Origin of the sequence: Kitasatospora mediocidica KCTC 9733 (assembly GCF_000744225.1) — a bacterium.
In the GTDB taxonomy this organism is placed as follows: Bacteria; Actinomycetota; Actinomycetes; order Streptomycetales; family Streptomycetaceae; genus Kitasatospora; species Kitasatospora mediocidica.
In genome coordinates, this window is record NZ_JQLN01000005.1 from 285,777 (window position 1) to 311,188 (window position 25,412).

A 25,412-nucleotide genomic window follows, 5' to 3' on the forward strand; every position below is an offset into this window, starting at 1 on the left:
GGGCACACGGATACAGGTCCTGGTCAGGGCCTGTGCTGCGCGCCGTTCGGGTTGCTCGGCTGGTGCGGTGCGCAGAACTCTTCACGTAGCGCGCAGCGTTGCGCCAGCCCTGCCGGTCGAAGGATGCCCAACTGTGATCTATTCGTATTCATGATCGGTAAACCTGAATGCCACCGTCCACCTGGGCTTCTGGACACCAGAGCCTGACAGGGGAAGGGAGTTGACCGAACGTCGAGCCTCAGCGGCCGGAATATCCAGGCCACGGCTGTTGCGGCCAGCCCTGGCCGGTCGCCGGCGGAGTGCCCTGGGTCGGCATCGGGTAGCCGTAGGACGGCTGCTGCGGCGGGTAGGCGACCGGGTACGGCGTCGCCGCGGGGTACGGTGCGGGGGTCGCCTCGCGGTGGTAGAACGGCCGGGCGTGCGCCCGCATCCAGAGCGCCACCGGGTCGTACTCGTCACTCATCGCCACGGTGGAGACGGCGAGCCCGGGCGGCGCCTGGGCGATCGCCCGCTGCATCAGGGCGCGCACCGCCTCCACGGACGGCGGCGAGGTGTCGTAGAGCTCCAGGCCGATGGCCAGGTACGGTTCGTCGACCACCGGCCGCACCCAGGCGCGCCGCAGCGACTTCACCGGCCGTACCGAGGGTGCCTGCTGTTCGAGTACGGAGTAGAACTGCGCGGCCTGCACCTGGGGTTCGCTCAGCTGCAGCGGCCCGGCCGGCAGCCGGTCCAGCCCGGACGCGACCCGGCGCAGGTCGGCCCACGGGATGCCGACGCCGCCGCCTGGGGCGTGCGGGTTCAGCCACAGACCCCAGCGGGTGCGGTAGAGCGCGGCGGCGATCTCCCGCCCGGTGATCAGCTCGTGGGCGCGCGACCAGCCGCTGGCGGCCAGCTGCTCCGGGGAGGTCACGGCGGGGGCGTAGCCGAGCCCGCCGATGTCCATGTTGCCGTACTGGGCGTCCGGGCTGCCGGGCTGGCCATGCCAGAGCAGCATCCAGACCTGCCCCTCGGCCAGCGCGCCGAGCAGCGCCTCGTACGCGTCGTAGCGTTCGGGAGCGACCTCACGCAGGGCACGCTCCAGCACGCCCGGATCAGCGCCGGGGCGCTGGCCGGCTGCCGGGCCCCACGGCCCCGGGGCACCGCCTGCGTTCACGTCGTGCCTCCGTCGTCGTCCTGCCAGTGCTGCCGCTGCCGGCCCGGCTCGCGGCCAGGATGTCGGCAGCACCCTACGGGGCTTCTACGACAACCGTCATGCCGACATCCCCCGGGCGTGCCTTCAGGTCTCAGATCCGTGCGTAGAACGGCTGGACCCGGCTCAGCATCCAGTCCACCACCGGGTCGGCCGCCAGGTCCAGCAGCACGATGTGCACGCCCCACGGCAGCGGCGCGACGCCCAGCGCGCGGCCGAGCGCGGCGTTGGCGTCGGCCGGTTCGGCCGGCTGCTGCGGATCGAGCTGGACGCCCACGAACAGCACCGGCGGCTCGCCCTCCACCGAGGCGAGCGCGCGCCGTGCGGTCAGTACCCCCGGCAGTGCGGCGAGTTCCGCGCAGACCGCGGTGAGGAAGGCCATCGGCTCCTCGTGCGGCTCCAGCAGCCGAAGCGCAACCCGGGCGCCGCCCGCGGTACCCGCGCCCCCCTCGTGGCTCCCCTGCGCGCCCGCCCAGCGGTCCTGCTGCGGGCCGCGGCGCACCTCGCCGACGCCCTCCGGCGGCACCGGGATGCCGACCGGCGCCCCGGGGTTGACCGCGATGCCGATGCCCAGCGGCAGTCCGCGGGCGAACTCCCAGGCCGGCGCGACCGCGCAGGCCAGCCCGCCGCCGTGCTGCAGGAACTGCTCCTGGGAGGAGAAGACCGGTACGTAGGGCGCGCCCGCCAGGTCGATGGTCGGCAGGTCGAGCGCCTGCCCGCGCGGGTCGCCGCCGGCGGGCAGCGGGATCCAGACATGGCTGCGGGCCAGCACCTCGACCACCCGCGGCGTCGCGCCCGGGTCACCGATCGCGGCGGTGAGCACCTGCTCCAGCTCGTTGGCGGGCCAACCGCCGCCGTCCGGCGCCTGCCCGGGCTGCGCCCACGCCTGCGCCCCCGGTGCACCCTCTGTGGGGAATCCCATCGCTCCGCCCGCCCGTCTCCCGCGCGGCTCACGATCGATCGCGCGGGCCACAGCCTACCGAGGAACGCCCAAGGAGCCCCCTCGTCCGCTGCCCCCTCTCCCATACGGCCGACGGGCATGCCATGATGAGCGCGTCCGCACGCAGGACATCCGAACTTCATACTGGCCGCTCGAACCCGCGCGGGAGAGCCCGGAATGCCGTCACGGCACGACCGGCGCCGAAGGAGCAAGTCCTCCCCGGAATCTCTCAGGCACCCCTACCGCGTGGGCGAGGCACATCTGGAAAGTGGACACGGCCGCGCCGTGCGCCCACCCACGGTGCAAGCCACGTCATCCTGGTCCCAGGACAGGTGTGTGGTGAAGCTCTCAGGTTTGACGACAGATGGGGAGAACGCGCCCCCGCATGTCCGCACACAGGTCCCGCCCGTGTGTGCTGTCCCTGAGTGCCAAGCCCTAGGAGCCCCCGGTGTCCTCCCCTCGTCTGACCGCGCTCGACGCGCTGCACCGCGCCCTCGGCGCGACCATGACCGACTTCGCCGGCTGGGACATGCCGCTGCGCTATGGCAGCGAGCGCGAGGAGCACCTCGCGGTCCGCACCAAGGCGGGCCTCTTCGACCTCTCCCACATGGGCGAGATCACCGTCAGCGGCCCGCAGGCCGGCGAGATGCTGGACCACGCGCTGGTCGGCTTCGTCTCGGCGCTCGGCGTGCTGCGCGCCCGCTACACCATGATCTGCCGTGAGGACGGCGGCATCCTGGACGACCTGATCGTCTACCGGCTCGCCGAGTCCGAGTTCATGGTGGTCGCCAACGCCTCCAACGCCCAGCTGGTGCTGGACGAACTGACCGCCCGCGCGGCCGGCTTCGACGCCGAGGTCCGCGACGACCGGGACGCCTACGCGCTGATCGCCGTCCAGGGCCCGGAGGCGAACGGCATCCTCGGCTCGCTCACCGACGCCGACCTGGCGGGCCTCAAGTACTACGCGATCCTGCCCGCCACGGTGGCCGGCAAGGACGTGCTGCTGGCCCGCACCGGCTACACCGGCGAGGACGGCTTCGAGATCTTCTCCGCCCCGGCCGTCGCCGAGCACCTGTGGCAGGCGCTGACCGAGGCCGGCGCCGACCGCGGCCTGGTCCCGTGCGGTCTCTCCTGCCGCGACACGCTGCGCCTGGAGGCCGGCATGCCGCTGTACGGGCACGAGCTGAGCACCGACCTCACCCCGTTCGACGCGGGCCTGGGCCGGGTGGTGCGCTTCGACAAGACCACCAACGACGGCGCTTTCGTCGGCCGCAAGGCGCTGGAGGCCGCGGCCGCCAATGCCGAGACCAACCCGCCGCGGGTCCTGGTCGGCCTGGTCTCCGAGGGCAAGCGCGTCCCGCGCGCCGAGTACGCGGTGGTCTCCGCCGACGGCACCCCGATCGGCCGGATCACCTCCGGCGCCCCCTCCCCGACGCTGGGCAAGCCGATCGCCATCGCGTACGTGGACGCCGCGCACGCCGCGCCGGGCACGGCCGTCGCGGTGGACGTCCGCGGCAAGCACGAGCCGGTCGAGGTCGTCGCGCTGCCGTTCTACAAGCGCGCCCGCTGAGCTGCCCCTCCCCCCGCGCGGTCCGCTCGGCGGACGGCTTCGCCCCACCCACTTCCCATCCTGGAGAATGAGCACCATGAGCAACCCGCAGCACCTGCAGTACAGCGAAGACCACGAGTGGCTGACGGCCGCCGAGGACGGCGTGTCCACCATCGGCATCACCGCCCACGCGGCGAACGCCCTCGGGGACATCGTCTACGTGCAGCTGCCCGAGGTCGGTGACACCGTGACCGCCGGTGAGACCTGCGGCGAGCTGGAGTCGACCAAGTCGGTCAGCGACCTGTTCTCCCCCGCCAGCGGCGAGGTCGTCGAGGTGAACTCGGACGTGGTCGACGACCCGGCCAAGGTCAACGCCGAGCCCTTCGACGGTGCCTGGCTCTTCAAGGTCAAGCTCTCCGAGGAGCCGGCCGGTCTGATGAGCGCGGACGAGTACACCAAGCTGACCAACGGCTGAGACTCCTGACGGGGCGGTCGCAGCGCGGCGGTCGCCCCCACCATCGGCCCCTTCAGGCACTCCCCCAAGGGAAGACCACACCATGACTGTTCTCAACCAGTCCCTCCACGCGCTCGACCCGGAGATCGCCGCCGCGGTCGACGCCGAGCTGCACCGCCAGCAGACCACCCTGGAAATGATCGCCTCCGAGAACTTCGCCCCGGTGGCGGTCATGGAGGCCCAGGGGTCGGTCCTGACCAACAAGTACGCCGAGGGCTACCCGGGCCGTCGCTACTACGGCGGCTGCGAGCACGTCGACGTGGTCGAGCAGATCGCCATCGACCGGATCAAGGAGCTGTTCGGCGCCGAGGCCGCCAACGTGCAGCCGCACTCCGGCGCGCAGGCCAACGCCGCCGCGATGTTCGCGCTGATCCAGCCGGGCGACACCATCCTGGGCCTGAACCTGGCCCACGGCGGTCACCTGACCCACGGCATGAAGATCAACTTCTCCGGCAAGCTCTACAACGTGGTGGCGTACCACGTCGACGAGAGCACCAACCTGGTCGACATGGAGGAGGTCGAGCGCCTCGCCAAGGAGCACCAGCCCAAGCTGATCGTGGCCGGCTGGTCCGCCTACCCGCGCCAGCTGGACTTCGCCGCCTTCCGCCGGATCGCGGACGAGGTCGGCGCCTACCTGATGGTGGACATGGCCCACTTCGCCGGCCTGGTGGCCGCGGGCCTGCACCCCAACCCGGTGCCCTACGCGGACGTCGTCACCACCACCACCCACAAGACCCTGGGCGGCCCGCGCGGTGGCGTGATCCTCTCCACGGCCGCGCTGGCCAAGAAGATCAACTCCGCGGTCTTCCCCGGCCAGCAGGGTGGCCCGCTGGAGCACGTGATCGCCGCCAAGGCCGTCTCGTTCAAGGTCGCGGCCTCGCCGGAGTTCAAGGAGCGCCAGGAGCGCACCCTGGAGGGCTCCAAGATCCTGGCCGCCCGCCTCCTGCAGGACGACGCCACCGCAGCGGGCATCTCGGTGCTCTCCGGCGGCACCGACGTCCACCTGGTCCTGGTCGACCTGCGCAACAGCGAGCTCGACGGCCAGCAGGCCGAGGACCGGCTGCACGAGGTCGGCATCACGGTCAACCGCAACGCCGTCCCGAACGACCCGCGGCCCCCGATGGTCACCTCCGGCCTGCGCATCGGCACCCCCGCGCTGGCCACCCGCGGCTTCCGGGCCGAGGACTTCCGTGAGGTCGCCGACGTCATCGCCGAGGCGCTGCTGCCCTCGTTCGACGAGGCCAAGGCCACCGCGCTGAAGGCCCGCGTCACCGCGCTCGCCGAGAAGTACCCGCTCTACCCGGAGCTGTAGCAGTCCGGTCCGGACGTGGTCGGCGTCACCCTCGCCGACCCGCTCCGATTCCACGGGGCACCGCGCACACTGGAACGTGAGCCGGTGCCCCGTCCCATGCACCCGCACGCCCTCTCCACGAGTCCGGGCAGCACCCTCCACGAGCCAGACAAGGACGTCACTCCCGTGGCCCTCAGCGTCTTCGACCTCTTCTCCATCGGCATCGGCCCCTCCAGCTCGCACACGGTCGGCCCGATGCGCGCGGCCCGGATGTTCGCCCGCCGGCTGCGGTCCGAGGAGCTGCTGGGCCAGGTGACCGCCGTCAAGGCCGAGCTGTTCGGCTCCCTCGGCGCCACCGGGCACGGCCACGGCACCCCGAAGGCCGTCCTGCTGGGCCTGGAGGGCAACTCCCCGCGCACCGTCGACGTGGCCAAGGCGGACCTGGACGTCGAGCGGATCAAGGAGAGCAAGCAGCTCAGCCTGCTCGGCACCCACCTGATCGACTTCGACTTCGACACCCAGGTGGTGCTGCACCGCCGCCGCTCGCTGCCGTACCACGCCAACGGCATGACCCTGGTCGCGCACGACGCGGCCGGCGCGGTGGTGCTGGAGAAGACCTACTACTCGGTCGGCGGCGGCTTCGTGGTGGACGAGGACGCGATCGGCGCCGACCGCGTGGTGCCGGACGACACCGCGCTGCGCTACCCCTTCCGCACCGGCGAGGAGCTGCTGCGCCTCACCCGGGAGACCGGCCTGTCCATCTCCGGCCTGATGCTGGAGAACGAGAAGGCCTGGCGCACCGAGGCCGAGATCCACGCCGGCCTGCTGGAGATCTGGGCCGTGATGAAGGAGTGCGTCAACGCCGGCATGTCCCGCGAGGGCATCCTGCCGGGCGGCCTGAAGGTCCGCCGCCGCGCCGCCGCGGGCGCCCGCGCGATGCGCGCCGAGGGCATCGGCCCGGCCAACGCCATGGAGTGGGTGACCCTCTACGCGATGGCCGTCAACGAGGAGAACGCCTCCGGCCAGCGCGTCGTCACCGCCCCCACCAACGGCGCCGCCGGGATCATCCCCGCCGTGCTGCACTACTTCCAGAACTTCATTCCCGGCGCCGACGACGAGGGCATCGTCCGCTTCCTGCTCGCGGCCGGCGCGATCGGCATGCTCTTCAAGGAGAACGCCTCGATCTCCGGCGCCGAGGTCGGCTGCCAGGGCGAGGTCGGCTCGGCCTGCTCGATGGCCGCCGGCGGCCTGGCCGAGGTCCTCGGCGGCTCCCCCGAGCAGGTGGAGAACGCCGCCGAGATCGGCATCGAGCACAACCTCGGCCTCACCTGCGACCCGGTCGGCGGCCTGGTCCAGATCCCCTGCATCGAGCGCAACGGCATGGCCTCCGTCAAGGCGATCACCGCGGCCCGGATGGCCCTGCGCGGCGACGGCCGCCACCACGTCTCGCTGGACAAGGCGATCAAGACGATGAAGGAGACCGGCGCCGACATGAAGGTCAAGTACAAGGAGACGAGCCGCGGCGGCCTCGCGGTCAACGTCATCGAGTGCTAGGACAATAGCTCTGACCTGCGGGTTTATTCCGTTCAGAGCTGTCGCTGGCTTCCCTGCTTGCCTGGAGAAAGTCCCAGCCGAATCCCTGGTCGGCAGAGCACCGACCAGGGATTTCAGGACTGTGTCTGGAGCGGCGAGGTCGCCCAGCCGGCCCGTCTGCGCCTGCTCTCCCTGACATCAGGCACGCAGCGCCGCGGCACTCTCCAGCAAGCCGTCCTTCTCAAGGCGCGCCAGCACGTCATCCACGGATCCGGGTGGCTGACGCCACGAATCGGCGATCTGTTGCACCGCTGCGTAAACGGTCTGCTGGTCGAGTCCGATCTGGTCCAGCACGAAGTCGTCGGGAGCCTTGGCTTCGATACCCCAGTCCGCGAGAACGTCAGCAGGGAAATCCCTGACGTTTCGAGTGACGATGAGCTGGGCCTTGGCCTTGATCGCGGCGGCCAACACGTGACGATCGTCTTGATCAGGGAGTTCCAGCACACTGATCAGCGGCTCGTACTTCAGTACGAGACAGTCACGGACCGCCCGAGTCATCAGGGTCCGAGTGCGGTCGAGCCGTGTCGGATCAAGGTCGGGCCGGTCCTCTTTAAGGTTCTCGAACACCTCGTCCAGGATCTTGTCCGTCCACTTCGCCTGGACCAGCCCCGCCTGCGCTATCCGGATCAACAGATCGCGGAGCGTACTCGGGTACAGCACGCAGGCGTCATAGACCACCACGAACGACATGAATCAGACCAGCCCCATCTCCTGGTTGAGCGATGTGAGCTCGTCAGCCGCCTCGCGCCTCGACTGGTCGTCACGGCGCCTGTAGTCGAGGAGCGAGTCCGCTCGAATGCGGCGGTGACTGCCGACCAACCGATAGTCGATCTCACCGGCCTTGAGCAGCCCGATAAGGAACGGACGGGAGACGTTGAGGAGATCAGCAGCCTGCTGGGTGGTGAGCTCGGCGTGGGCCGGCACGACGGAGACTGCCCGCCCTGCCGCCATGTGAGCCAGCACCTTGGCCAACAGCTCCACGGCCTCCCTGGGCAGAACCAGCTCCGCAACGGCCTCTTCCTGTACTCGCACCCTGATCGGAGCACTACCTGGGTGGCGCGCCAGCGATTCCTTGACTGCCTGCAGAGCCTTGGCCGCGATGTCCGTCTCAGGGTCAGGCTGGGCCTGACGGTCAGCGATGGTTCCCTTCATGGCCGTCCTTCCCTTCTCTGTCTACATCACCACAGTATCCGAAACAATCGAAGCAGTCGCAATATTCGAAGGCTGATGACTAGCCTGGTGTCATGACAGCGCAACCGGAGATCACCCAGCGGGACCTGCGCAGCAGGTCAAGAGAGATCATGGATGCCGTCGAGGCCTGCCAGTCGTTCACCGTCACCCGTGACGGCCACCGCATCGGCGAGTTGATCCCACTCAAGCGCCGCAGGCGCTTCGTCCCTCGGGCAGAGTTCACCGCGATGTCCCGCAGCACACCCGGCATCTCCCTGGATGCCTTCCGGGCGGATCAGGACGCGACGGCTACAGAGGAGACGGACGACCCCGATGCCCGTTGAGCATGAGCGGGGTCTGCTCGACACCGACGTCATGATCCTGCGACGCCGGGTGGACCCGACCCGTCCCACGGTGCCGCACGGCCGCTGAACCGGTGGCCCGCGGGCGGGTCAGCTCCGTTCGCGGACCTTGAGTTCGAACCAGACGCCCTTGCCGCGCGGCAGCAGGTCGGCGCCCCAGCGGTCGGCGAGGGTGTCGACCAGGAGGAGGCCGTTGCCGCAGTCGGCGCCCGGTTCGGCGACGATGCGGCAGGGGAGGGCGCGGGAGGAGTCGCGCACCTCGACCCGCAGCCAGCCGGGGCGGCGCAGCAGGCGCAGGCCGATGGTGCGGCCGCCGGTGTGCCGCACGGCGTTGGCGACCAGCTCACCGGTGAGTAACTCGCCCACCTCCAGCAGCGGGTGGAGTCCCCAGGACTGGAGGACGGAGAGCACCAGCCGACGCGCCACCGGCGCCGAGGAGCGGCGGGACGGGAGCCGCGCCTCCTCCTCGGATGCCGGGTCGCTGAGTCGGGGCAGCACCACCCGTTCCAGCTCCCGCGAGGAGAGTCGCTCCAGGGCCGTCAGTGCCGGCGTGCCGCCGCCCGCGAAGGCGTCGGCCACCGTACCGGGCCCGAGATGTGATGACTGATCCACTTCGCCCCATCCCGCCATGGGCCCATCATTGCTGGTTGCAAGCGGCCGCGTACGGACAATGACGAAACGATCACTATTCAATTGGCATATGACCCGAGCAACGGGCGTAGCTCTACCAGGTGGCCCAGGGCATGTTCCAGCCGCTCAGGCCGTTGTCGGGCGAGACCTGGGCTCCCTTGGAGTTGACGACCTTCACGACATCTCCCACCAGTGAGGCGTCGTAGAACTTGCCCGCCGAGGAGTTGGCGCTGCCGTTGCCCGCGGTGTCCTCCAGGCCGACGCAGCCGTGGCTGACGTTCGCGGAGCCGAAGGTGCCGTGCGAGGACCAGTTGTTGCCGTGCACGTAGGTGCCCGAGTCGGTGAGTCGCATCGAGTGCGGCACCTGGAGGTCGTACTCGCCCGGCTTGAGGCCCGGGACCGAGGCGGAGGTCATCCGGGCGGTGCCCTCCTTGGCCTCGACGACCATCGTGCCGTTGTAGGTCGGGTGCTCGGCGGAGCCGGAGCTGATCTCGATGGTCTGGTCCGGCTGGCCGTCGCGCTTGACGGTCATCTCGTGGGCGGCGTCGTTGACCGTGCTGATCTGCGAGCGGCCGATGGTGAAGGACTCGTCGCGGTCGGAGTTGCCGTAGACGCCCGGCGAGGTCTCGACGTTCTTCAGCCGGAAGTGCAGGGCGACCTTGGTGCCGGGCTTCCAGAACTCCTGCGGGCGCAGGTCCAGGCGCTGGTTGCCGAACCAGTGGCCCTTGACCTGGGTGCCGTCGGAGGCCTCGACGGTGATCGCCTTCTCCACCGCGGCCTGGTTCTTCACCGGCGCGCCGAAGTTGATCGAGACGATCATGCCGACGCCGTAGGTGGAGCCGGTGGTGATGTTGTCCTGGCTGCGGGAGGTCTTGGCGGGGGTCAGCGTGCTGAAGGTGCTGTCGGAGGTGGCCACCACGCCGTTGGCGTCGGTCGCCTGCGCGGCCACCTTGTAGGTCGAGGAGACCGCGAGGCCGGCGGCCGGCAGCCAGCTGAGGCCGTCCGCGGCGAGGGTACCGGCGACGGCGTTGCCGTCCTTGTCGGTCACCGCGACCTGGGTGAGCTTGCCGCTGGCCACCGAGACCTTCAGGGCGCCGGCCGGGGCGACGTCCTGCGAGCCGTCCTTGGGCTGGATGTCGACCACGGCGGCCGAGGTCTTCGGTGCGGCCGAGGATGCCGGTGCGGCGGAGGGGGCGCCCGGGCCGCCGGCGGCCGGCTTGCCGTCGGCGGACGTCCCGCCGCCGGTGCCGCTGCCGCTGCACGCCGTGGCCAGCAGCATCGTGCTGCCCAGTGCCAGTGCCGCTCCCACGCGTATCGAGCGCATTCTCATCTGTCCCTGTCCCGTCCCAACCTGATCAGTCCTGACTCCACACACGTCCCGCGCGGCCGATCGGTTGCACCGGTCAGGTCGGACCACGAACGATCAGCACCGAGGGAGATCGGATACGGACGGACGAAGGCCGACGAGGTCCGGAACGACAAATCGGTCCGACCCTGATAACGCGAGGGGCCGAACCGATTGTCACACTTAAAAGGTCACAGAATGGCTACCAGTTGTTCCAGTTGATGTTCCAACCGCTCAGACCGTTGCCCGGGTCGACCTGCGGCCCGGTCGAGCCCTTGACGATGACGACGTCGCCGACGATCGAGTCCGCGTACATCTTCCCGGCGACCGAAGTCGGGCTGCCGCCCTCGACGTCCTGCAGGCCGACGCAGCCGTGGCTGACGTTCTCGTGCCCGTAGGCGCCGACCGCCCAGTAGTTGCCGTGCACGTACGTGCCGGAGTCGGTCAGCCGCATCGAGTCCGGCACCTGCTCGTCGTACGGCGTGCCGCCGAGGCCCGGAACGGACGCCGACTTCATCTCGACCGTCCCCTCCTTGCGCTCGATGACCATGGTGCCGTTGTAGGTGGCCCAGTTCGCCGGGTTGGAGGCACCCGTGGTGACCGGGATGACGCGGTTGGCCCGGCCGTCGGTGACCACCGTCATCTGGTGGGCGGCCGCGTCCACCGTGCTGACCTGCGAGCGGCCGATGGTGAACGACTCGTCGCGGTCCGAACCGCCGTAGACGCCCGGCGAGGTCTCGACGCTCTTCAGCCGGATGTGCACCTGGACGGTGGTACCCGGCTTCCAGAAGGTCTGCGGCCGCAGCTCCAGCCAGTTGTCCTCGTTGAACCAGTGCGGCTTGACGACCGAGCCGTCGGAGGCGACGACCGTGACGGCCTTGTCCACCGCGTCCTTGTTCTTGACCATCTGGCCGAACTGGATCTGGATGATCATGCCGACGCCGTAGGTGGAGCCGGTGGTGATGTTGTCCTGGCTGCCCGAGGTCTTCTTCGGGGTCAGCGTGGTGAAGCTGCTGTTGGTGGTCGACGCCACGCCGTTGGCGTCGGTCGCCTGCGCGGCCACCTTGTACGTCGAGCTGACCGACAGGCCCGCCGCCGGCACCCAGCTCGACCCGTCGGGGGCGAGCGTGCCGGCCACCGCGCTGCCGTCCGGGGCCGTCACGGCCACCTGGGTCAGCTTGCCGCTGGCCACCGAGACCTTCAGGGCCCCGCTGGGCGCGACACCGGTGGTGCCGTCCTTGGGCTCGATGTCGACCACCGCGGTCGACGCCTTGCTCTGCCCCGCCGACGCCACCGTCCCCGGCTGACCGGACGCGCCGCCGCCCCCCGAACCGCCGGCACCGGTGGTGCCCCCGGTGCCGCCGGTGCCCCCGCCGCTGCTGCACGCGGTCGCCAGCAGCAGACCACCGACCGCCATAACCACCCGTATCGACTTCATGAGTCGCCTCCGCCTTCTTGATCCCAGCTCAAACAACGCCTTGTGACGGCCAATTCGGTTGCACCTCGAACGCAGGACGGCCCGGCCCCTTGCCGCCAGAGGGCCGAGCCACCGCATCGCCACGGCGCTACCAGGCGCTCCAGCTCGTCATCCAGCCGGCGCCGGCCACCACCCGACGCGCCCCCCGGCGCGCATCCGTCCGTCTCGCGGCGTCGACCGCCTCCACCGATTTCACTCGGCTTGCCCCCTCCCGTTGTCCACGCTGCATACACGCCTGCCCGCCCAGCGCGGTTGCAGCGGGCGAAACGTGCTCCTGGCGGACTCTTCGGAGCCGCGCGAGCGTCAGGATAACGGGGCCGAATGAGTGAATCCTCGGCGGGAGGGGAGTGCCCGTTCAGTGAAGGGACGGCTACGGCGAGCAGGGCCGGACCAGGCCAGAACCGGTGCGGCAGCAGGGCAGGGCGGGTGGCCGACGGCGAGCCGGGCGGCCGGGCCCTCGCCCGCGGGACGCGTCCCCGGCCTCCCCCGTGACTCCAGGGGCGGGATGTATACGTGGCTCCGACTGATCAGGTCTCACGCCAACGATCGGATTCCGCGTGGAGCACGAGGGAACGATTTCACCCAGTGGACACCAGTACGTCGCGACTGCCGAGCCGGGCAGCCCGCAGAAGCCATCGGAGGGTGCGGCCATGACGGCAGGGCAGGAACTGAGGACCGGTCCCGGGCACTCCCCGGCGCCCGCCAACGCCGCAGCCCACCTGCCGCCGGAAGCCCCCTGGCCAGGCAGCTGGCAACCGCTCGGCGCCCGCTACCGGCACGACCCCTCGGGCACCGACGGCACCAACTTCGCGCTCTGGGCCGGCGGCGCCGAGGCCGTCGAACTCTGCCTCTTCGACGACGAGGGCCGGGAGACCAGACACCCGCTGACCGAGCAGACCTTCCAGACCTGGCACGGCTACCTGCCCGGCGTCCGCCCGGGCCAGCGCTACGGCTACCGGGTGCACGGCCGCTGGGACCCGTGGACCGGCGCCCGCTGGAACCCGGCCAAGCTGCTGCTCGACCCGTACGCCCGCGCGGTGGACGGCGACTTCACCGGACACGACGCCTGCGGCGGCTCGGTGCGCGACTGGCCCGAGCCGGAGGTGGCCGACACCGTCCGGGACAACCGCGACTCCGCGCCGTACGTCGCCAAGGCGGTGGTGGTGCACGACGACGACGACTGGTCCGACGACCGGCGCCCGAAGACCCCGTGGGCCGAGACCGTGATCTACGAACTGCACGTCCGGGGCTTCACCATGCGCCACCCCGGCATCCCCGCCGAACTGCGCGGCACCTACGCGGGCCTGGCCCACCCGGCCGCCGTCGACTACCTGCGCGGGCTCGGCGTCACCGCCGTCGAGCTGCTGCCGGTCCACCAGTTCGCCGACGAGGACCACCTGATCCGGGGCGGCCTGAGCAACTACTGGGGCTACAACTCGATCGGCTACTTCGCCCCGCACGGCGCCTACTCCTCCTCCGGCACCCGCGGCCAGCAGGTCGGCGAGTTCAAGCGGATGGTCCGCGCCCTGCACCGGGCCGGCATCGAGGTGATCCTCGACGTGGTCTACAACCACACCGCCGAGGGCAACGAGAACGGCCCCAGCCTCTCGCTGCGCGGCATCGACAACGCCGGCTACTACCGGCTGGGCCGCGGCAGCCGCGGCTACTCCGACTTCACCGGCTGCGGCAACACCCTGGACACCCGCCAGCCGCAGGTGGTCCGGCTGATCACCGACTCGCTGCGCTACTGGGTCACCGAGATGGGCGTGGACGGCTTCCGCTTCGACCTGGCCGCCGCACTGGCCCGCGGCAGCGACGGCGTCGAGATGCACCACCCGTTCCTGGCCGCGGTCTCCCAGGACCCGCTGCTCAGCCGGGTGAAGCTGATCGCCGAGCCCTGGGACGTCGGCTACGGCGGCTACCAGGTCGGAGGTTTCCCGCCGCTCTGGGCCGAGTGGAACGACAAGTTCCGCGACACCGTGCGCGACTTCTGGCGCGGCGCCCGGCCCGACGTGCGCGAACTCGGCTACCGGCTCTCCGGCTCCTCCGACCTCTACCAGCAGGCCGGCCGCCGCCCCTACGCCTCGGTCAACTTCGTCACCGCCCACGACGGCTTCACACTGCGCGACCTGGTCTCGTACAACGAGAAGCACAACGCGGCCAACGGCGAGGACGGCCGGGACGGCACCGGTGACAACCGCTCGTGGAACTGCGGTGCCGAGGGCGAGAGCACCGACCCCGCCGTCCTGGACCTGCGGATGCGCCAGCTGCGCAACCTGATGGCGACCCTGCTGCTGGCCTCCGGCGTCCCGATGCTCACCGCCGGTGACGAGTTCGGCCGCACCCAGGGCGGCAACAACAACGCCTACTGCCAGGACAACGAGACCAGCTGGGTGGACTGGTCGCTGCTGGAACAGCCCGGCTGGCGCGAGTTGCAGGAGCTGACCGCGCGGCTGATCCGGCTGCGCCGCGCGCATCCCGTGCTGCGTCAGCGCGCCTTCTTCTCGGGACGCGCCGCGGTGCCCGGCGGGCGGCGCGACCTGACCTGGTTCACGGCGCAGGGCGAGGAGATGACCGAGGGCGACTGGTTCGCCCCGACCGCCGTGCTCGGCATGCTGCTCTCCGGCAGCGCGATGTCCGAACGCGACCAGCACGGCTGCCCGCTGCGCGACGACAGCTTCCTGCTGCTGCTGAACGCCTCGGCCGGGCCGGTCGAGTTCGTGCTGCCGCAGGGCGGTCCGTACGAGACGCTGCTGGACACCGCGGACCAGGAAACCGGTGCCCTGGCGGCCCGTTCGCTGAGGCTGCTGCGAATGTCAGGGGGCGAGTGACGGGAGGGAGTGGCCGGTTCTGTCCGTCGGGAGCCAAAAACCTGGTGAGAAATGTCGGTCCCCCGGCCTACCCTCACGGCGATGGACGAGAACCAGAACACCCCCTCGCCCGCGCCCGCCGTCGCACCCAAAAGGTCCACGGTACGGTCGCTGCTCAGGCTCCGGACGTACGCGCGCCCGATCCGCTGGTACCTGGCGGGCTCGGTCACCGCCGCGATGGTGGCCTCCTCCACCGTGCTGGTGGTCCCGCTCGTGCTGGGCCGGATCGTGGACGGGCCGATCGCCCACCACGACATCGGCGCGCTGTGGCCGCTGGTCGGGCTGCTGCTCGTGCTCGGGCTCGCCGAGGCCGGCCTCTTCGGGCTGCGCCGGGTCCTGGTCGCCCGTCCGCTCTCCCGCGTCGAGGCCACCATGCGCGGCGACCTCTACGGCAAGCTGCAGCGGCTTCCGGTCGCCTTCCACGACCGCTGGCCGTCCGGACAGCTGCTCTCCCGGGCCACCTCGGACATGTACACCCTGCGGCTCTTCCTGGCCTTCCCGCTGGTCTTCCTGGTCGTCAACTCGCTGATGTTCGTGGCCGGCACGGCGCTGATGTTCGCGCTGGACTGGCGGCTCGGGTTGATCGCGATGGGGCCGGCCGTGCCGCTGATCGTGCTGTGCCACTACTTCGAGTCGCGCTACTCCTCGGCCGCTCGCACCGCGCAGGACCAGAACGGCGACCTGGCCACCGTGCTGGAGGAGTCGGTGCTCGGCATCCGGATCCTCAAGTCCTTCGGCCGCCAGCGCACGATGGCCCAGCGCTTCGGCGCGCAGGCCGAGCGGCTGCGCGGCACCGAGCTGCACAAGGCCCGGATGCTCGCCAACCTCTGGGCGGTGATCGTCGGCCTGCCCGAGGTCGCGCTCGGCTGCTCGCTGGCGGTCGGCGCCGTCCTGGTCGCGCACGACGAGATGACCGCGGGCACCCTGGTCGCCTTCCTCTCCACCGCGCTGGCGCTGCGCTGGCCGGTCGAGTCGATGGGCTGGCTGCTCGCCTACAGCAACGAGGCCGGCACCGCCGCTGACCGCTTCTTCGAGGTGATGGACACCCCGGAGGAGGACGACACCCCCACCTCGACCGTCGAGCCGAACGACGACGGCATCCGCTTCACCGGCGTGCGGTTCCGCTACCCCGACGCCCCGGCCGACAGCCCCGACCTGCTGCGGGGCGTCGACCTGCACATCCGGCGCGGCGAGACGATGGCCCTGGTCGGCGCGACCGGCAGCGGCAAGACCACCCTGACCGCCCTGCTCCCCCGGCTCTACGACGCGACCGCCGGCACCATCACGGTGGCCGGCCAGGACATCCGCACGCTGTCCCGGGCCCGGCTGCGCGAGGTGGTCGCGGTGGCCTTCGAGGAGCCGACGCTGTTCTCGGCCACGGTCCGCGAGAACGTCCTGATGGGCTCACCCGACGCACCCCAGGCCGCGCTGGACCGGGCGCTGAGCACCGCGCAGGCCGGCTTCGTCCAGCAACTGCCGCACGGTGTGGACACCGAGGTCGGCGAGCAGGGACTGAGCCTGTCCGGCGGCCAGCGCCAGCGCCTGGCGCTGGCCCGGGCGGTCGTCGGCGACCCCGAGTTCCTCGTCCTGGACGACCCGCTCTCCGCGCTGGACGTGCACACCGAGGCGCTGGTCGAACAGGCGCTGCGCCAGGTGCTGGGATCCAGCACCGCCCTGGTGGTGGCCCACCGCCCGAGCACCGTGCTGCTCGCCGACCGGGTGGCCGTGCTGGACGAGGGCCGGATCCTGGCCGTCGGTACCCACCACGACCTGCTGGAATCCTGCCCGGCCTACCGGGAACTGATGTCGGGTCACAGCGCCCTGGAAGAGAGCGTGGCCCGATGACCACCGCCGTACTGGAAGAAACGATCACGACCGACGGGGAGGACATCCCCGTCCCACCGGGCGCGGCCCGGGTCCTGCTGCGCGAACTGCTCGGGCCGCACCGGCGCCGGGTGATCGTCTCGATGCTGATGATCCTGGTCCAGCAGGCCGCGCTGCAGTCCGGCCCGCTGCTGGTGGCCGTCGCCATCGACCAGGGCATCCCCGCCCTGCGCCGCCACGACAGCGGCCCGCTGATCGCCGTCACCGCCGGCTACCTCGGCTGCGCGGCGCTCAGCACGCTGCTGCAGCGCGCGTTCATCCGGGTCACCGGCCTGCTCAACCAGGACATCCTGCTGGAGCTGCGCACCCGGATCTTCCGGCACGCCCAGCTGCTCGGCCTGGACTTCCACGAGCGCTACACCTCCGGCCGGATCATCTCGCGGGCCACCAGCGACGTGGACGCCCTGCGCGAGCTGCTCAACGAGGGCCTCCAGGAGCTGCTCTCGGTCGCCCTCTCGGTCTTCTACATCGCAGTTATTCTGCTGGTGATGGACTGGCGCCTCGGCCTGATCTCGCTCGCCTCCTTCCTGCCGATGTACCTGCTGGTGCGGATGTTCCGCCGGCGCAGCGGCCGGGTCTACCGGCGGGGGCGCACTGCGGTCGCCTCGGTGATCGTCCGCTTCACCGAGACCATGAACGGCATCCGCCCGGTGCAGGCCTTCCGCCGCGAGGCCGCCAACACCGCGGCCTTCAACGAGGTCAACCGGCAGTACGCCGTCTCCAACGCGGACGGCCTGCTGGAGATGGCCCGCTACGTGGCGTTCTCCCGGGCCGCCGCCAACGTGTGGATCACCGGCGTGGTGCTGGTCGGTGCCTACCTGGTGACCGACGGCAGCCTCGAACTGGGCATCCTCACCGGCTTCGTGCTCTACCTGCGCCGGCTGTACGACCCGATTGACCAGCTGGCGATGTTCCTGAACAGCTACCAGTCCGCGCAGGCGGCCCTGGAGAAGATCGCCGGTCTGCTCGCCCACCAGCCCTCGATCACCGAACCCACCGACCCGGTCACGCTGCCGGCCACCACCGACAAGGGCCGCGAGGTGGTCTTCGACGACGTCCGCTTCGCCTACCGGACCGGAAAGGAGGTGCTGCCGCCGTTCGACCTGGTGCTCGCCTCCGGGCGGACCACCGCCGTGGTCGGCGCCACCGGCGCCGGCAAGTCCACCCTGGCCAAGCTGCTGGCCCGGTTCTACGACCCGACCTCGGGCCGGATCACCCTGGACGGCGTCGACCTGCGCGAGCTGGCCGGCACCGAACTGCGGCGCGGCGTCGTCATGGTCACCCAGGAGTCCTTCCTCTTCTCGGGCACGGTGGCCGAGAACATCGCCGTCGGCCGCCCCGACGCCTCCCGCGCCGAGATCGAGGACGCCGCCCGCGCGATCGGCGCCCACGACTTCATCGAGGCCCTCCCGGACGGCTACGACACCGACGTCCGCAAACGCGGCGGCCGCATCTCGGCCGGCCAGCGCCAACTGGTCGCCTTCGCCCGCGCCCTGCTGGCCGACCCCGCCGTACTGATCCTGGACGAGGCGACCTCCTCCCTGGACGTCCCCGGCGAACAGGCCGTCCAGCGCGCCATGCAGACCGTCCTGGCCGGCCGCACCGCGGTGATCATCGCCCACCGCCTCTCCACCGTCGAGATCGCCGACCGCGTCCTCGTCATGGACCAGGGCCGCATCGTCGAGGACGGCACCCCCACCGACCTCATCACCGCCACCGGCCGCTTCGCCACCCTCCACACAGCCTGGCGCGAAAGCCTGGTCTGACCCTCACATCGCCCGCGCCGGAGCCGCCGACCGCACCTGGTCGGCAACTCCGCTTCCATTCATCCGAGTGGCGCCGACACTCCCCACCACGCAAGACTTCCCCTGCCCTCAAAGGGAAGGACCCAGCCTTGGCACTGCGAGCCCACATCAGCGAGCGTCAGCGGCGATTCGGCATCGAGCTCCGCCGCCTCCGCCTCAGCGCCGGCCTGGCAGTGCAGGATGCAGCGGCGCACATCACCATGCGCGGACCGCAGCTCAACCACATCGAGGCCGCCCGCACGGGATTGGACGAGATCCGCCTGCGCGCCCTGGCCGAACTCTACGGCTGCACGGATGAAACCTATCTCGATGCGCTTGTGGCGATGGGTGCGAGCGACGGAAAAGGCTGGTGGAGCGCCTACAAGAACAAGGTGCCGGACTTTTCACTCGACCTGGCAGAGCTGGAGGGCGGAGGGCTAAGCCGCCATCTCAACTACGAGACATTTTTCGTACCCGGACTCCTCCAGACCGAGGAGTACATGCGACAACTATTCGTTAACAGCGATATCTTACTCTCACCAGAGCAGATCGAGGATGCCTCCCGGTTTCGACTGGATCGACAGGTGGTCCTCACCGGCTCGAACTCCACCCAGTTCTCCTTTGTGATCCATGAAGCCGCACTGCTGATGTCGTTTGCCGGCACCGAAGTCATGCATCGGCAACTCGCATATCTCCTGAAAATCTGGGAACTACCGCACGTAGAGATTCAGATCTTTCCGTTCAGCGTCCAAGCCACACCTCCATACACTGGCCCCTTCATGATCGCCGATCCTGGGCCCCAAGGGCTGTCCACCGTAATGATCGACCACCCCGGCATGCCCGGATTCGCGGATGCCCCAGAGGCCGTGAAGGAGTACGGGAAGAGGTTCGCCGACCTCAGCAGACTGGCGCTCCGATCCGGCAATGCGCAGATCTCCACACAACCCGACTCGGAGCGGGACTCGTGGGGAATAGTTCAGCACGTCAAGAACAGCAGCCTTGAAATGGGAAGGCAGGAATTCCCAGCAAGCAGGGCGTCGGAAATTCCGTTGAGGTCGCCGTGAGCGACGCTGGAATGGTCGAACATCGAGAGCCCAACGAGCCGGACTCGACCATCGCCGCCTCTCCCAAGAAGTTCGCACTGTAGGCCGAAGACATCAAGCGCGGGGGATTCGACCACTTCAACCCCCACCCTGCCTTCCTTTGGGGCCCTACCAGACCCCTACATTCGTGCACCCTTCATTCGTGCAACGCTTGCCACATAACGCTGCGTAGATTTACCGTAACCACTCCAGCCAGCGGCGATTACCGCCGACGCGAAGGTGTGCTCTGCCATGCCCGCACCCGCGTCAACGACACCCGCCGCAGCCCGCAAGGACCCACCGCCCCCCGTGCGATGGGCAGCGAACGCGCGGAGTGCAGGCCATGACGGACAATCAGGTCATCGCAGAAGCCCCCCACCACCCCCCTCAGCCGACCTCCGACCGCACCTTCCCCGAGTGCCAGTGCCCAGCCGACTGCGGCGGCAGACCCGAGGCCCTGCTTCGCCTGACAGCGGCCTACTCGCAGGTCAGCGAGATGGGTATCAAGCCGCCCGCCGCGCCCTAAACCCCCACCCAGCGCGGCGAGTTGGTCCACGACAGCCTCAACCGCCGGACCGGCGCCTTCATGGGCCGCATCGGCACCCTCGTCTACCTCCGCCCGCCCGGCGGCGGCTTCGAGTGGGACGTCGACCAGCGCTGGCTGACCCAGCCGCCCACCCCCGACGCGTCATGACCAGCATCCGTCGCCAAGCCGCCGCCTCCCTGGCGGAGTTGACAGAGGCCTTCACTCATGCGGACCTCGACGCCACCGACCTCGGCGCCGGCTGGCAGCTGACCGAGACCGGCACCCTCCTCATCCAGCTCCGCCCCCTCCACCCCGCCGAGATCACCCAACTCGCGCAGGCCCTACGGGCATCGGCGGACCAGCGGTGACCGCCGACCCCACCGAGCAACCCCCACTCACAACTCCCGAGCCACCACCCGCCCGCGCCCTGGCCTACGCGGTCTCCGCCACCGGAGTCCTGACCGTGACGGCCATCCTGCTCGCCCTGAGCCACCGGTAGACCCGCCGGGGAAGTCGGCCATGCCGACTTCCCCTGACATCAGCGGTCACGATGTTGGAACAGTCGGCGACGCATCCGCGAACCGGACAGTGTTCGAACAAGGCAGGCGGTGCGCAATCGCTTTGGCCACCTACCATGCGATGTCGGCGCGATCCTGCCGAACCTGCCGCCCGGCGTAAGCCCCGCATCGTCAGCTGGCTGTGCGGCGCGAGCGCGAGCGGATAGATGATCAAGAGGTCCCACGTGGCCTGCTTTTGATCCGCCATCCAGAACCTCATTTCACCCGTTGCCGACGCCCGGCACCTGTCAGCGCGACCGGCCGAGGTCGATCAGTGTCCGCAATCCTGGCGAACGGGCTCGGAGGATTGCGTAGGCTTCGGTCCGTGATCCGGATGCGAGCGATAACTGCGAGCGCAGCCGCGGCCGCGCTCGTGCTGAGTGCTGCGGCATGTTCCAGCGGCCACGGCAGCCGCACTGACCCGAGTCCCGGGCTGTTCAACCATCTCGACGCGACCAGCTGGATCAGCCCGGACACTGGCTGGCTGCTCGTGACACGGCCATGCGGGCAAGACGGCTGCGAGGCACTACTCCACACCACCGACGCCGGTCACAGCTGGACGCGCGTGTACATGAACAAGGAGAAGGACGGGGAGCAGACCAGCGTCTGGCTGGCCAATGCCTCCGCCGGCTACGTAGCGGACTACACCGGTCCCCCGCACGGCACCACCCTGGCGACCTCGGACGGTGGCCGGACCTGGAACGCCCCGCCGGATGCCGCACAGCCCAGCGGGGCCGTCCAGACTCTCGACCTGGCCTCCCAAGGCGGCACCGTGCTGCGCGCGGCCCATCAGAACGATCCGGCGTGCTCGAACACGGGAGACTGCGGCGACGAGATCCAGATGGCGACTACAGGGTCGGACACCTGGCACACGGTACTCCCGCCGCTCTCGCACAGCGCGAGCTACGGGCAGGTCGTATGGCAGAACGACCACGTCGCCTACGGCGCCTTCCTCTCCGCAGTGGTCGGCCCTGACAGCCATATCGCCAGCTTCATCTACCGCAGCGCCGACGCCGGCAAGAGCTGGGAGCCGATACCCGATCCGTGCGATTCCCGTCGCGGCATAGCCGGGCGACTGGCGACGGGGCCAGGCGACCGCCTGGCGGTGCTATGCAGTGGGATCGATGACTCCCTCTACAAGTTCGTTGCGACGTCCACCGACAACGGGAAGACCTGGGGAGCACCGCGCTCGCTGCCCGAACATGGCGGCATCACCACCGCGGTCGCGCTTACCGGCTCGACCATGATCGCCGTGACCAAGTCCACGGTGTGGACATCGACGGACGATGGCACAAGCTGGCAGCCCGTCGAAGCCCTTCAAGCAGACTTCTCCGACAGCGCCTTCGGCCTGTACGGCTTCAACGGCAGCGACATCGGCGAAATCGTGAACCACCAAGGCAACACCATGTGGACCACCAGCGACGGCGGCCAGAACTGGTCGCAGCTCAACGTCTCGGCAGGCTGAGTACGACACGAGGATTACAGCATGTGAAATGCCTGCTTCTCCGTCACTTGGTGTACTGCGAGCTACTGTTACTCGAGCGTAAGTGACGTCGAGCGCACTGTCCGGCTTCGCGGCCATCCTGACCGAGAACTGACGCTCCACCGTGTTGCATCGATCGCCCCGGCCACCACGGCCGAGGCGATCCTGACCCTCGCAGGATCAGCGCGGCACTGAACTCGCCCCCGCAGGGGTCTGCAGTCAGCCTTCGTGAGGGTTGACCAACACGCGCCCTCCGGCAGATCCGCCGACAACCAGCCCGACGGCCGCTGTCAGAACCAGCGCCCACAGCGCGGGCCGACGCCGCCGGAGACGTCCGCCGACGGCATCGCGTCAGCCCTTGTTTCCAGTGAGGGTTCCACCATTGACTCCCTCCACGAAGAGCGTCCCGCTGCCGTAGCTGAACCCGAGCTGCGTACTGCCCACCGCCGAGTTGGCCAGATCGTTGACATCCATCGGGCTCATCGACGTACCGACAGCCGCTGCCTGGACAGCCTGAAAGGCCGACTTCCCAGCGCCTGCCGAGAGGTCGATGAGGGCTTCGTCGACCGCAGACCCCGAGTTGTCGACCTTGTAGCCACCTGCGACGTTCTGGATGTCCTCGCCCATCTTGTCGTTGAGGTAGCCGCCTGCCACCGGAATCGCGTCGACAGCCTTCCCACCCGTCATGCCCCACACCTTGGTGGCCCACTCTCCCTTCTGGTCGATCTTGGCGTTGTAGGCGGCATCACTCACCTGCTGGTTCTGGAACACCTCGTTCGCACGGCCGCCGTTCAGCACTCCTTCAACGATCCCGCCCGGTCGCACGGCGTTGTTGACGGCGGACGTCAGATCCCCGTGAAGGGCCCGGTGCTGTATGACGTCCTGGACCTGTGCCGTCGTGTACGCCTGCTGTGCCTGGACGATGCTGCCGTAGGCGTCCGGACTCCGGCCGAGTGTGGCCAACAGCTTGATGGCGTCACCCGACTTCAGGTTGGCCGGCGCCCCGAAGCTGGGCATGGGCGACGATCCGCCCGCGACTGCCGTCTGCACGTCACCGATGTAAGCCGCTGTCATGTTCCCCAGACTGCCGTTCATGTTCGAGAACAACGCCCCGTCCCCGTACAGCAGCGTCGGCCCATCCCCGTGCCCGAACTTGGTCACCACATCGCTCATCACCGCGCTCATCGCGTCCGTGTGCTGCGGCAGTGCCGCTCCCGTCGCGTCATACAGGACGCCGATCGTGGCCGCTTCGAGCGCGTGGCCCAGGGACGTGGCCTCCGCCGAACCGGCTGTCCCGGCGGTCGGGGACAGGTCGAGGCTGGAATCGCGGTCCATCAGCACCGAGTGGTTGCCGGTAGCCGTCAGCACGTCAAGGTACTTCAACGACGAATCCGTCCCCCGGACCGTACCGTCGGGGTTGTACAGCGTGGCCGGATCGTGGAAATAGTGGACGGACGCGTCGGGGCTGTGGCCCAGTGCCTCCAGGACTCCCGACATCGGGTTGAAGCCCGTGTGGTCCGTCGTCAGGAACTGGATGTCCTGGAACGGAGGGGTCCGCAGGTCCTGGTACGGATAGGAGTTGTGGACGGTAACGAAGTCCCACATGGTCGGGTTGGCCATGGTGAGTTGGGTGATGTGCTCGGCGACCGGGTCGAGGAAGTGCGGGTCGTAGGTCCCGGTGCGCAGGAGGTTGGAGAGGATCTGGTAGCCGTACGGCTGCCCCTCCACCGGCTGGCCGGGGTACATCGGCAGGTGGCTCGCGCCGGCCTTGCGCAGGGCGGCTTCCCAGGTGTCGGTGACGTGCGGCTGGTTCGCCGTGTTGGTGGCGTTGGCCAGGGCGAGGCCGAGGTTGGCGTCCAGGTCCTGGAGCGAGTCCGGTCGGCGCTGGGCCAGCGCCGCGTAGTTGCTGAGGAAGGTGCTCGGGTCCTGCGAGCCGTAGAAGGCGGTGGTGAACCGAGGGTCGCCCGCGTGGTCCTTCAGCAGTGCGTCGAGTTGGGCGACTTGGGCATCTGTCGCCTTGCCGCCCAGGCTCAGCAGGTCGGTGGCCTGCTTCGCCTCCTCCTCGGGTATGCCGCCCAGCGGAGTGCTGTTGAAGCCGCTGGTGCTGCTCCCGGTGTCGGCCGCCAGGGCGGCGGCCGCGGCGGCGTCGGCTTCGGTGGCCGTGGTGAGCACGGCGGCGATCCGCTGGACGATCGCCTGCGCCTTGTCCTGGTAGGTACTGGCATAGTCCGGATCGTGCTTGTCCGCCTGGGCCACCGCGGGCGGCCAGTGAACGGCGCCGGTCGCGTCCACCGTCAGGCTCTGCTTTCCGGCGTCGTCGAGAACGGCCTGCAACGCCTGCTGGGCGGCGGCGAACTGGGTGTGCGCGTCGCGCAGGGCGCGAGCCAGTGCGCCGGCCTCGTCGAAGCCGAGGTCCAACTGCGTACGGGTGCGGGTGAGGACACCCGCGGCGGCATCCGAGGCGGGACCGCTCCAACCGGAGCCCTGTAGCGGCGCGATCACGTCGGTGGCCAGTGCGGACGACAGGTCCCACTTCTGCACCAGCTGCTCGAAGTCGGTGGCCACCGCGTCCAGGCTGCTGAGGTCGACGCTGTGAAGCTGATCAAAGGTCACCATGGCCGACTTCTCACTCCCCCGCGAAGCGGCGCTGGTTGTGCTGCTCGCCGTTGGTGTAGTTGGTGGCGTTGCCCTGGAGGTTCTGGCCTATCTGGCCGACGGCTCCGGCAAGGTTCTGGACCTGCTGCGACCACACGCTCCACGCGGTGTTCAGCGCGGCGCTGGTGTCCCAGCCGGTCAACGCGGTGACGGCCGCCGTGGCGTTCAGTTCGGGCTGACCGCACTCCGTCCGGACCCGGGCGGCCAGGTCGAGTGCCTGCCCGCTCGCCTGCACCAGCACGGCGGGCTGCACCGACAGGACGGCGCCGGATGCCCCGAAGGCGATCGGTGCAGGGTCCGACCCGAGGTCCGGGAACTGCTTCCTCGCCTGGTCGGTGAGGGTTCCGGTGCTGTCGAAGAGTCCGGGATTCATCCTGCGTTCGAAGTCCAGGTCGGTCATCGAGCCCCCCACGAGCTGTTGATCCGGATAGTCCAAGGATTATAGCTACATAGGGTTATCTAAGATCCACTGACAGCACTCTGCCCGGGAAGTCGACGGGGCCGACTTCCC

The 25,412-nt window shown here is 69.7% G+C and carries 22 protein-coding genes and 2 riboswitches; of the genes, 13 read left to right on the forward strand and 9 right to left on the reverse strand.

Translation table 11 applies throughout. The features are described 5' to 3' along the window. Positions 1-238: 238 nt before the first annotated feature. Positions 239-1,153 (reverse strand): enhanced serine sensitivity protein SseB C-terminal domain-containing protein, encoded by a 915-nt coding sequence (locus BS80_RS15395; RefSeq protein ID WP_083974760.1) that lies wholly within the window; start codon positions 1,151-1,153, stop codon positions 239-241. A 130-nt stretch (positions 1,154-1,283) separates the two neighbouring features. Beyond that, a complete protein-coding gene (locus tag BS80_RS15400; RefSeq protein WP_035797858.1) occupies positions 1,284-2,111 on the reverse strand; it encodes an enhanced serine sensitivity protein SseB in 828 nt (275 codons plus the stop codon). 171 nt (positions 2,112-2,282) lie between these two features. Then, a riboswitch (glycine riboswitch) is annotated at positions 2,283-2,384 on the forward strand. Then, a riboswitch (glycine riboswitch) is annotated at positions 2,385-2,503 on the forward strand. It begins immediately after the preceding riboswitch. Positions 2,504-2,577: 74 nt separating this feature from the next. Here BS80_RS15400 and gcvT point away from each other — a divergent pair. The 4 genes from gcvT (at position 2,578) to BS80_RS15420 (ending at position 7,037) form a co-directional block, all read left to right on the forward strand. Continuing rightward, positions 2,578-3,699, forward strand: coding sequence for a glycine cleavage system aminomethyltransferase GcvT (gcvT, locus tag BS80_RS15405; RefSeq protein ID WP_035797859.1), 1,122 nt, complete (start codon positions 2,578-2,580; stop codon positions 3,697-3,699). A 76-nt stretch (positions 3,700-3,775) separates the two neighbouring features. After that, entirely contained in the window at positions 3,776-4,153 is a 378-nt protein-coding gene (gcvH, locus tag BS80_RS15410; protein WP_035797860.1) for a glycine cleavage system protein GcvH, read from the forward strand. 82 nt (positions 4,154-4,235) lie between these two features. Next, positions 4,236-5,504, forward strand: a complete 1,269-nt coding sequence (glyA, locus tag BS80_RS15415) for a serine hydroxymethyltransferase (protein WP_035797861.1) — start codon at positions 4,236-4,238, stop codon at positions 5,502-5,504. A gap of 165 nt (positions 5,505-5,669) precedes the next feature. Further along, positions 5,670-7,037 (forward strand): L-serine ammonia-lyase, encoded by a 1,368-nt coding sequence (locus BS80_RS15420; RefSeq protein ID WP_035801307.1) that lies wholly within the window; start codon positions 5,670-5,672, stop codon positions 7,035-7,037. 177 nt (positions 7,038-7,214) lie between these two features. Here the strand turns inward: BS80_RS15420 and BS80_RS15425 are convergent, their stop codons facing one another. Beyond that, positions 7,215-7,766 carry a PIN domain-containing protein gene (locus BS80_RS15425; RefSeq protein WP_035797862.1) on the reverse strand — a complete coding sequence of 184 codons (552 nt, stop codon included), beginning with the start codon at positions 7,764-7,766 and terminating at the stop codon, positions 7,215-7,217. 3 nt (positions 7,767-7,769) lie between these two features. Next, positions 7,770-8,228 carry a helix-turn-helix domain-containing protein gene (locus tag BS80_RS15430; protein WP_051966649.1) on the reverse strand — a complete coding sequence of 153 codons (459 nt, stop codon included), beginning with the start codon at positions 8,226-8,228 and terminating at the stop codon, positions 7,770-7,772. 92 nt (positions 8,229-8,320) lie between these two features. Here BS80_RS15430 and BS80_RS15435 point away from each other — a divergent pair, with 92 nt between their 5' ends. Then, on the forward strand, positions 8,321-8,590 hold the full coding sequence (locus tag BS80_RS15435) for a type II toxin-antitoxin system Phd/YefM family antitoxin (protein WP_035797863.1): 270 nt from the start codon (positions 8,321-8,323) through the stop codon (positions 8,588-8,590). A 108-nt stretch (positions 8,591-8,698) separates the two neighbouring features. On the opposite strand, the gene BS80_RS15440 is transcribed toward BS80_RS15435, so the two are convergent. The 3 genes from BS80_RS15440 to BS80_RS15450 form a co-directional block, all read right to left on the reverse strand. After that, positions 8,699-9,220, reverse strand: coding sequence for an ATP-binding protein (locus BS80_RS15440; RefSeq protein WP_232246496.1), 522 nt, complete (start codon positions 9,218-9,220; stop codon positions 8,699-8,701). A 112-nt stretch (positions 9,221-9,332) separates the two neighbouring features. Continuing rightward, positions 9,333-10,562 (reverse strand): L,D-transpeptidase, encoded by a 1,230-nt coding sequence (locus tag BS80_RS15445; RefSeq protein ID WP_035797867.1) that lies wholly within the window; start codon positions 10,560-10,562, stop codon positions 9,333-9,335. A 223-nt stretch (positions 10,563-10,785) separates the two neighbouring features. After that, positions 10,786-12,021: a L,D-transpeptidase gene (locus BS80_RS15450; RefSeq protein ID WP_269676103.1), complete on the reverse strand. Its 1,236-nt coding sequence runs from the start codon at positions 12,019-12,021 to the stop codon at positions 10,786-10,788. A 689-nt stretch (positions 12,022-12,710) separates the two neighbouring features. Between BS80_RS15450 and glgX the strand changes: the two genes are divergently transcribed. The 8 genes from glgX to BS80_RS15485 all read left to right on the forward strand — a co-directional run bounded on the left by glgX (position 12,711) and on the right by BS80_RS15485 (position 22,228). Next, a complete protein-coding gene (gene glgX, locus BS80_RS15455; RefSeq protein WP_051966652.1) occupies positions 12,711-14,891 on the forward strand; it encodes a glycogen debranching protein GlgX in 2,181 nt (726 codons plus the stop codon). An 81-nt stretch (positions 14,892-14,972) separates the two neighbouring features. Beyond that, on the forward strand, positions 14,973-16,775 hold the full coding sequence (locus BS80_RS15460; RefSeq protein ID WP_035797868.1) for an ABC transporter ATP-binding protein: 1,803 nt from the start codon (positions 14,973-14,975) through the stop codon (positions 16,773-16,775). Beyond that, positions 16,772-18,580 carry an ABC transporter ATP-binding protein gene (locus tag BS80_RS15465; RefSeq protein WP_035797869.1) on the forward strand — a complete coding sequence of 603 codons (1,809 nt, stop codon included), beginning with the start codon at positions 16,772-16,774 and terminating at the stop codon, positions 18,578-18,580. Before BS80_RS15460 ends, BS80_RS15465 begins: the two co-directional genes overlap by 4 nt. A gap of 128 nt (positions 18,581-18,708) precedes the next feature. Next, complete coding sequence (locus BS80_RS15470; protein ID WP_051966653.1) at positions 18,709-19,662, forward strand: helix-turn-helix domain-containing protein; 954 nt, start codon at positions 18,709-18,711, stop codon at positions 19,660-19,662. 565 nt (positions 19,663-20,227) lie between these two features. Further along, positions 20,228-20,374: a hypothetical protein gene (locus tag BS80_RS40795; protein ID WP_157536292.1), complete on the forward strand. Its 147-nt coding sequence runs from the start codon at positions 20,228-20,230 to the stop codon at positions 20,372-20,374. Further along, positions 20,371-20,574 (forward strand): hypothetical protein, encoded by a 204-nt coding sequence (locus tag BS80_RS15480; RefSeq protein ID WP_035797871.1) that lies wholly within the window; start codon positions 20,371-20,373, stop codon positions 20,572-20,574. Before BS80_RS40795 ends, BS80_RS15480 begins: the two co-directional genes overlap by 4 nt. Continuing rightward, positions 20,571-20,705 carry a hypothetical protein gene (locus BS80_RS43540; RefSeq protein WP_269676104.1) on the forward strand — a complete coding sequence of 45 codons (135 nt, stop codon included), beginning with the start codon at positions 20,571-20,573 and terminating at the stop codon, positions 20,703-20,705. Before BS80_RS15480 ends, BS80_RS43540 begins: the two co-directional genes overlap by 4 nt. A gap of 392 nt (positions 20,706-21,097) precedes the next feature. Next, complete coding sequence (locus tag BS80_RS15485; protein ID WP_232246608.1) at positions 21,098-22,228, forward strand: YCF48-related protein; 1,131 nt, start codon at positions 21,098-21,100, stop codon at positions 22,226-22,228. Between the two features lie 369 nt (positions 22,229-22,597). On the opposite strand, the gene BS80_RS15490 is transcribed toward BS80_RS15485, so the two are convergent. Both BS80_RS15490 and BS80_RS15495 read right to left on the reverse strand, forming a co-directional pair. Further along, entirely contained in the window at positions 22,598-24,862 is a 2,265-nt protein-coding gene (locus BS80_RS15490) for a DUF6571 family protein (protein WP_035797873.1), read from the reverse strand. Between the two features lie 10 nt (positions 24,863-24,872). Next, complete coding sequence (locus BS80_RS15495; RefSeq protein WP_035797876.1) at positions 24,873-25,301, reverse strand: WXG100 family type VII secretion target; 429 nt, start codon at positions 25,299-25,301, stop codon at positions 24,873-24,875. Positions 25,302-25,412 lie beyond the last annotated feature (111 nt).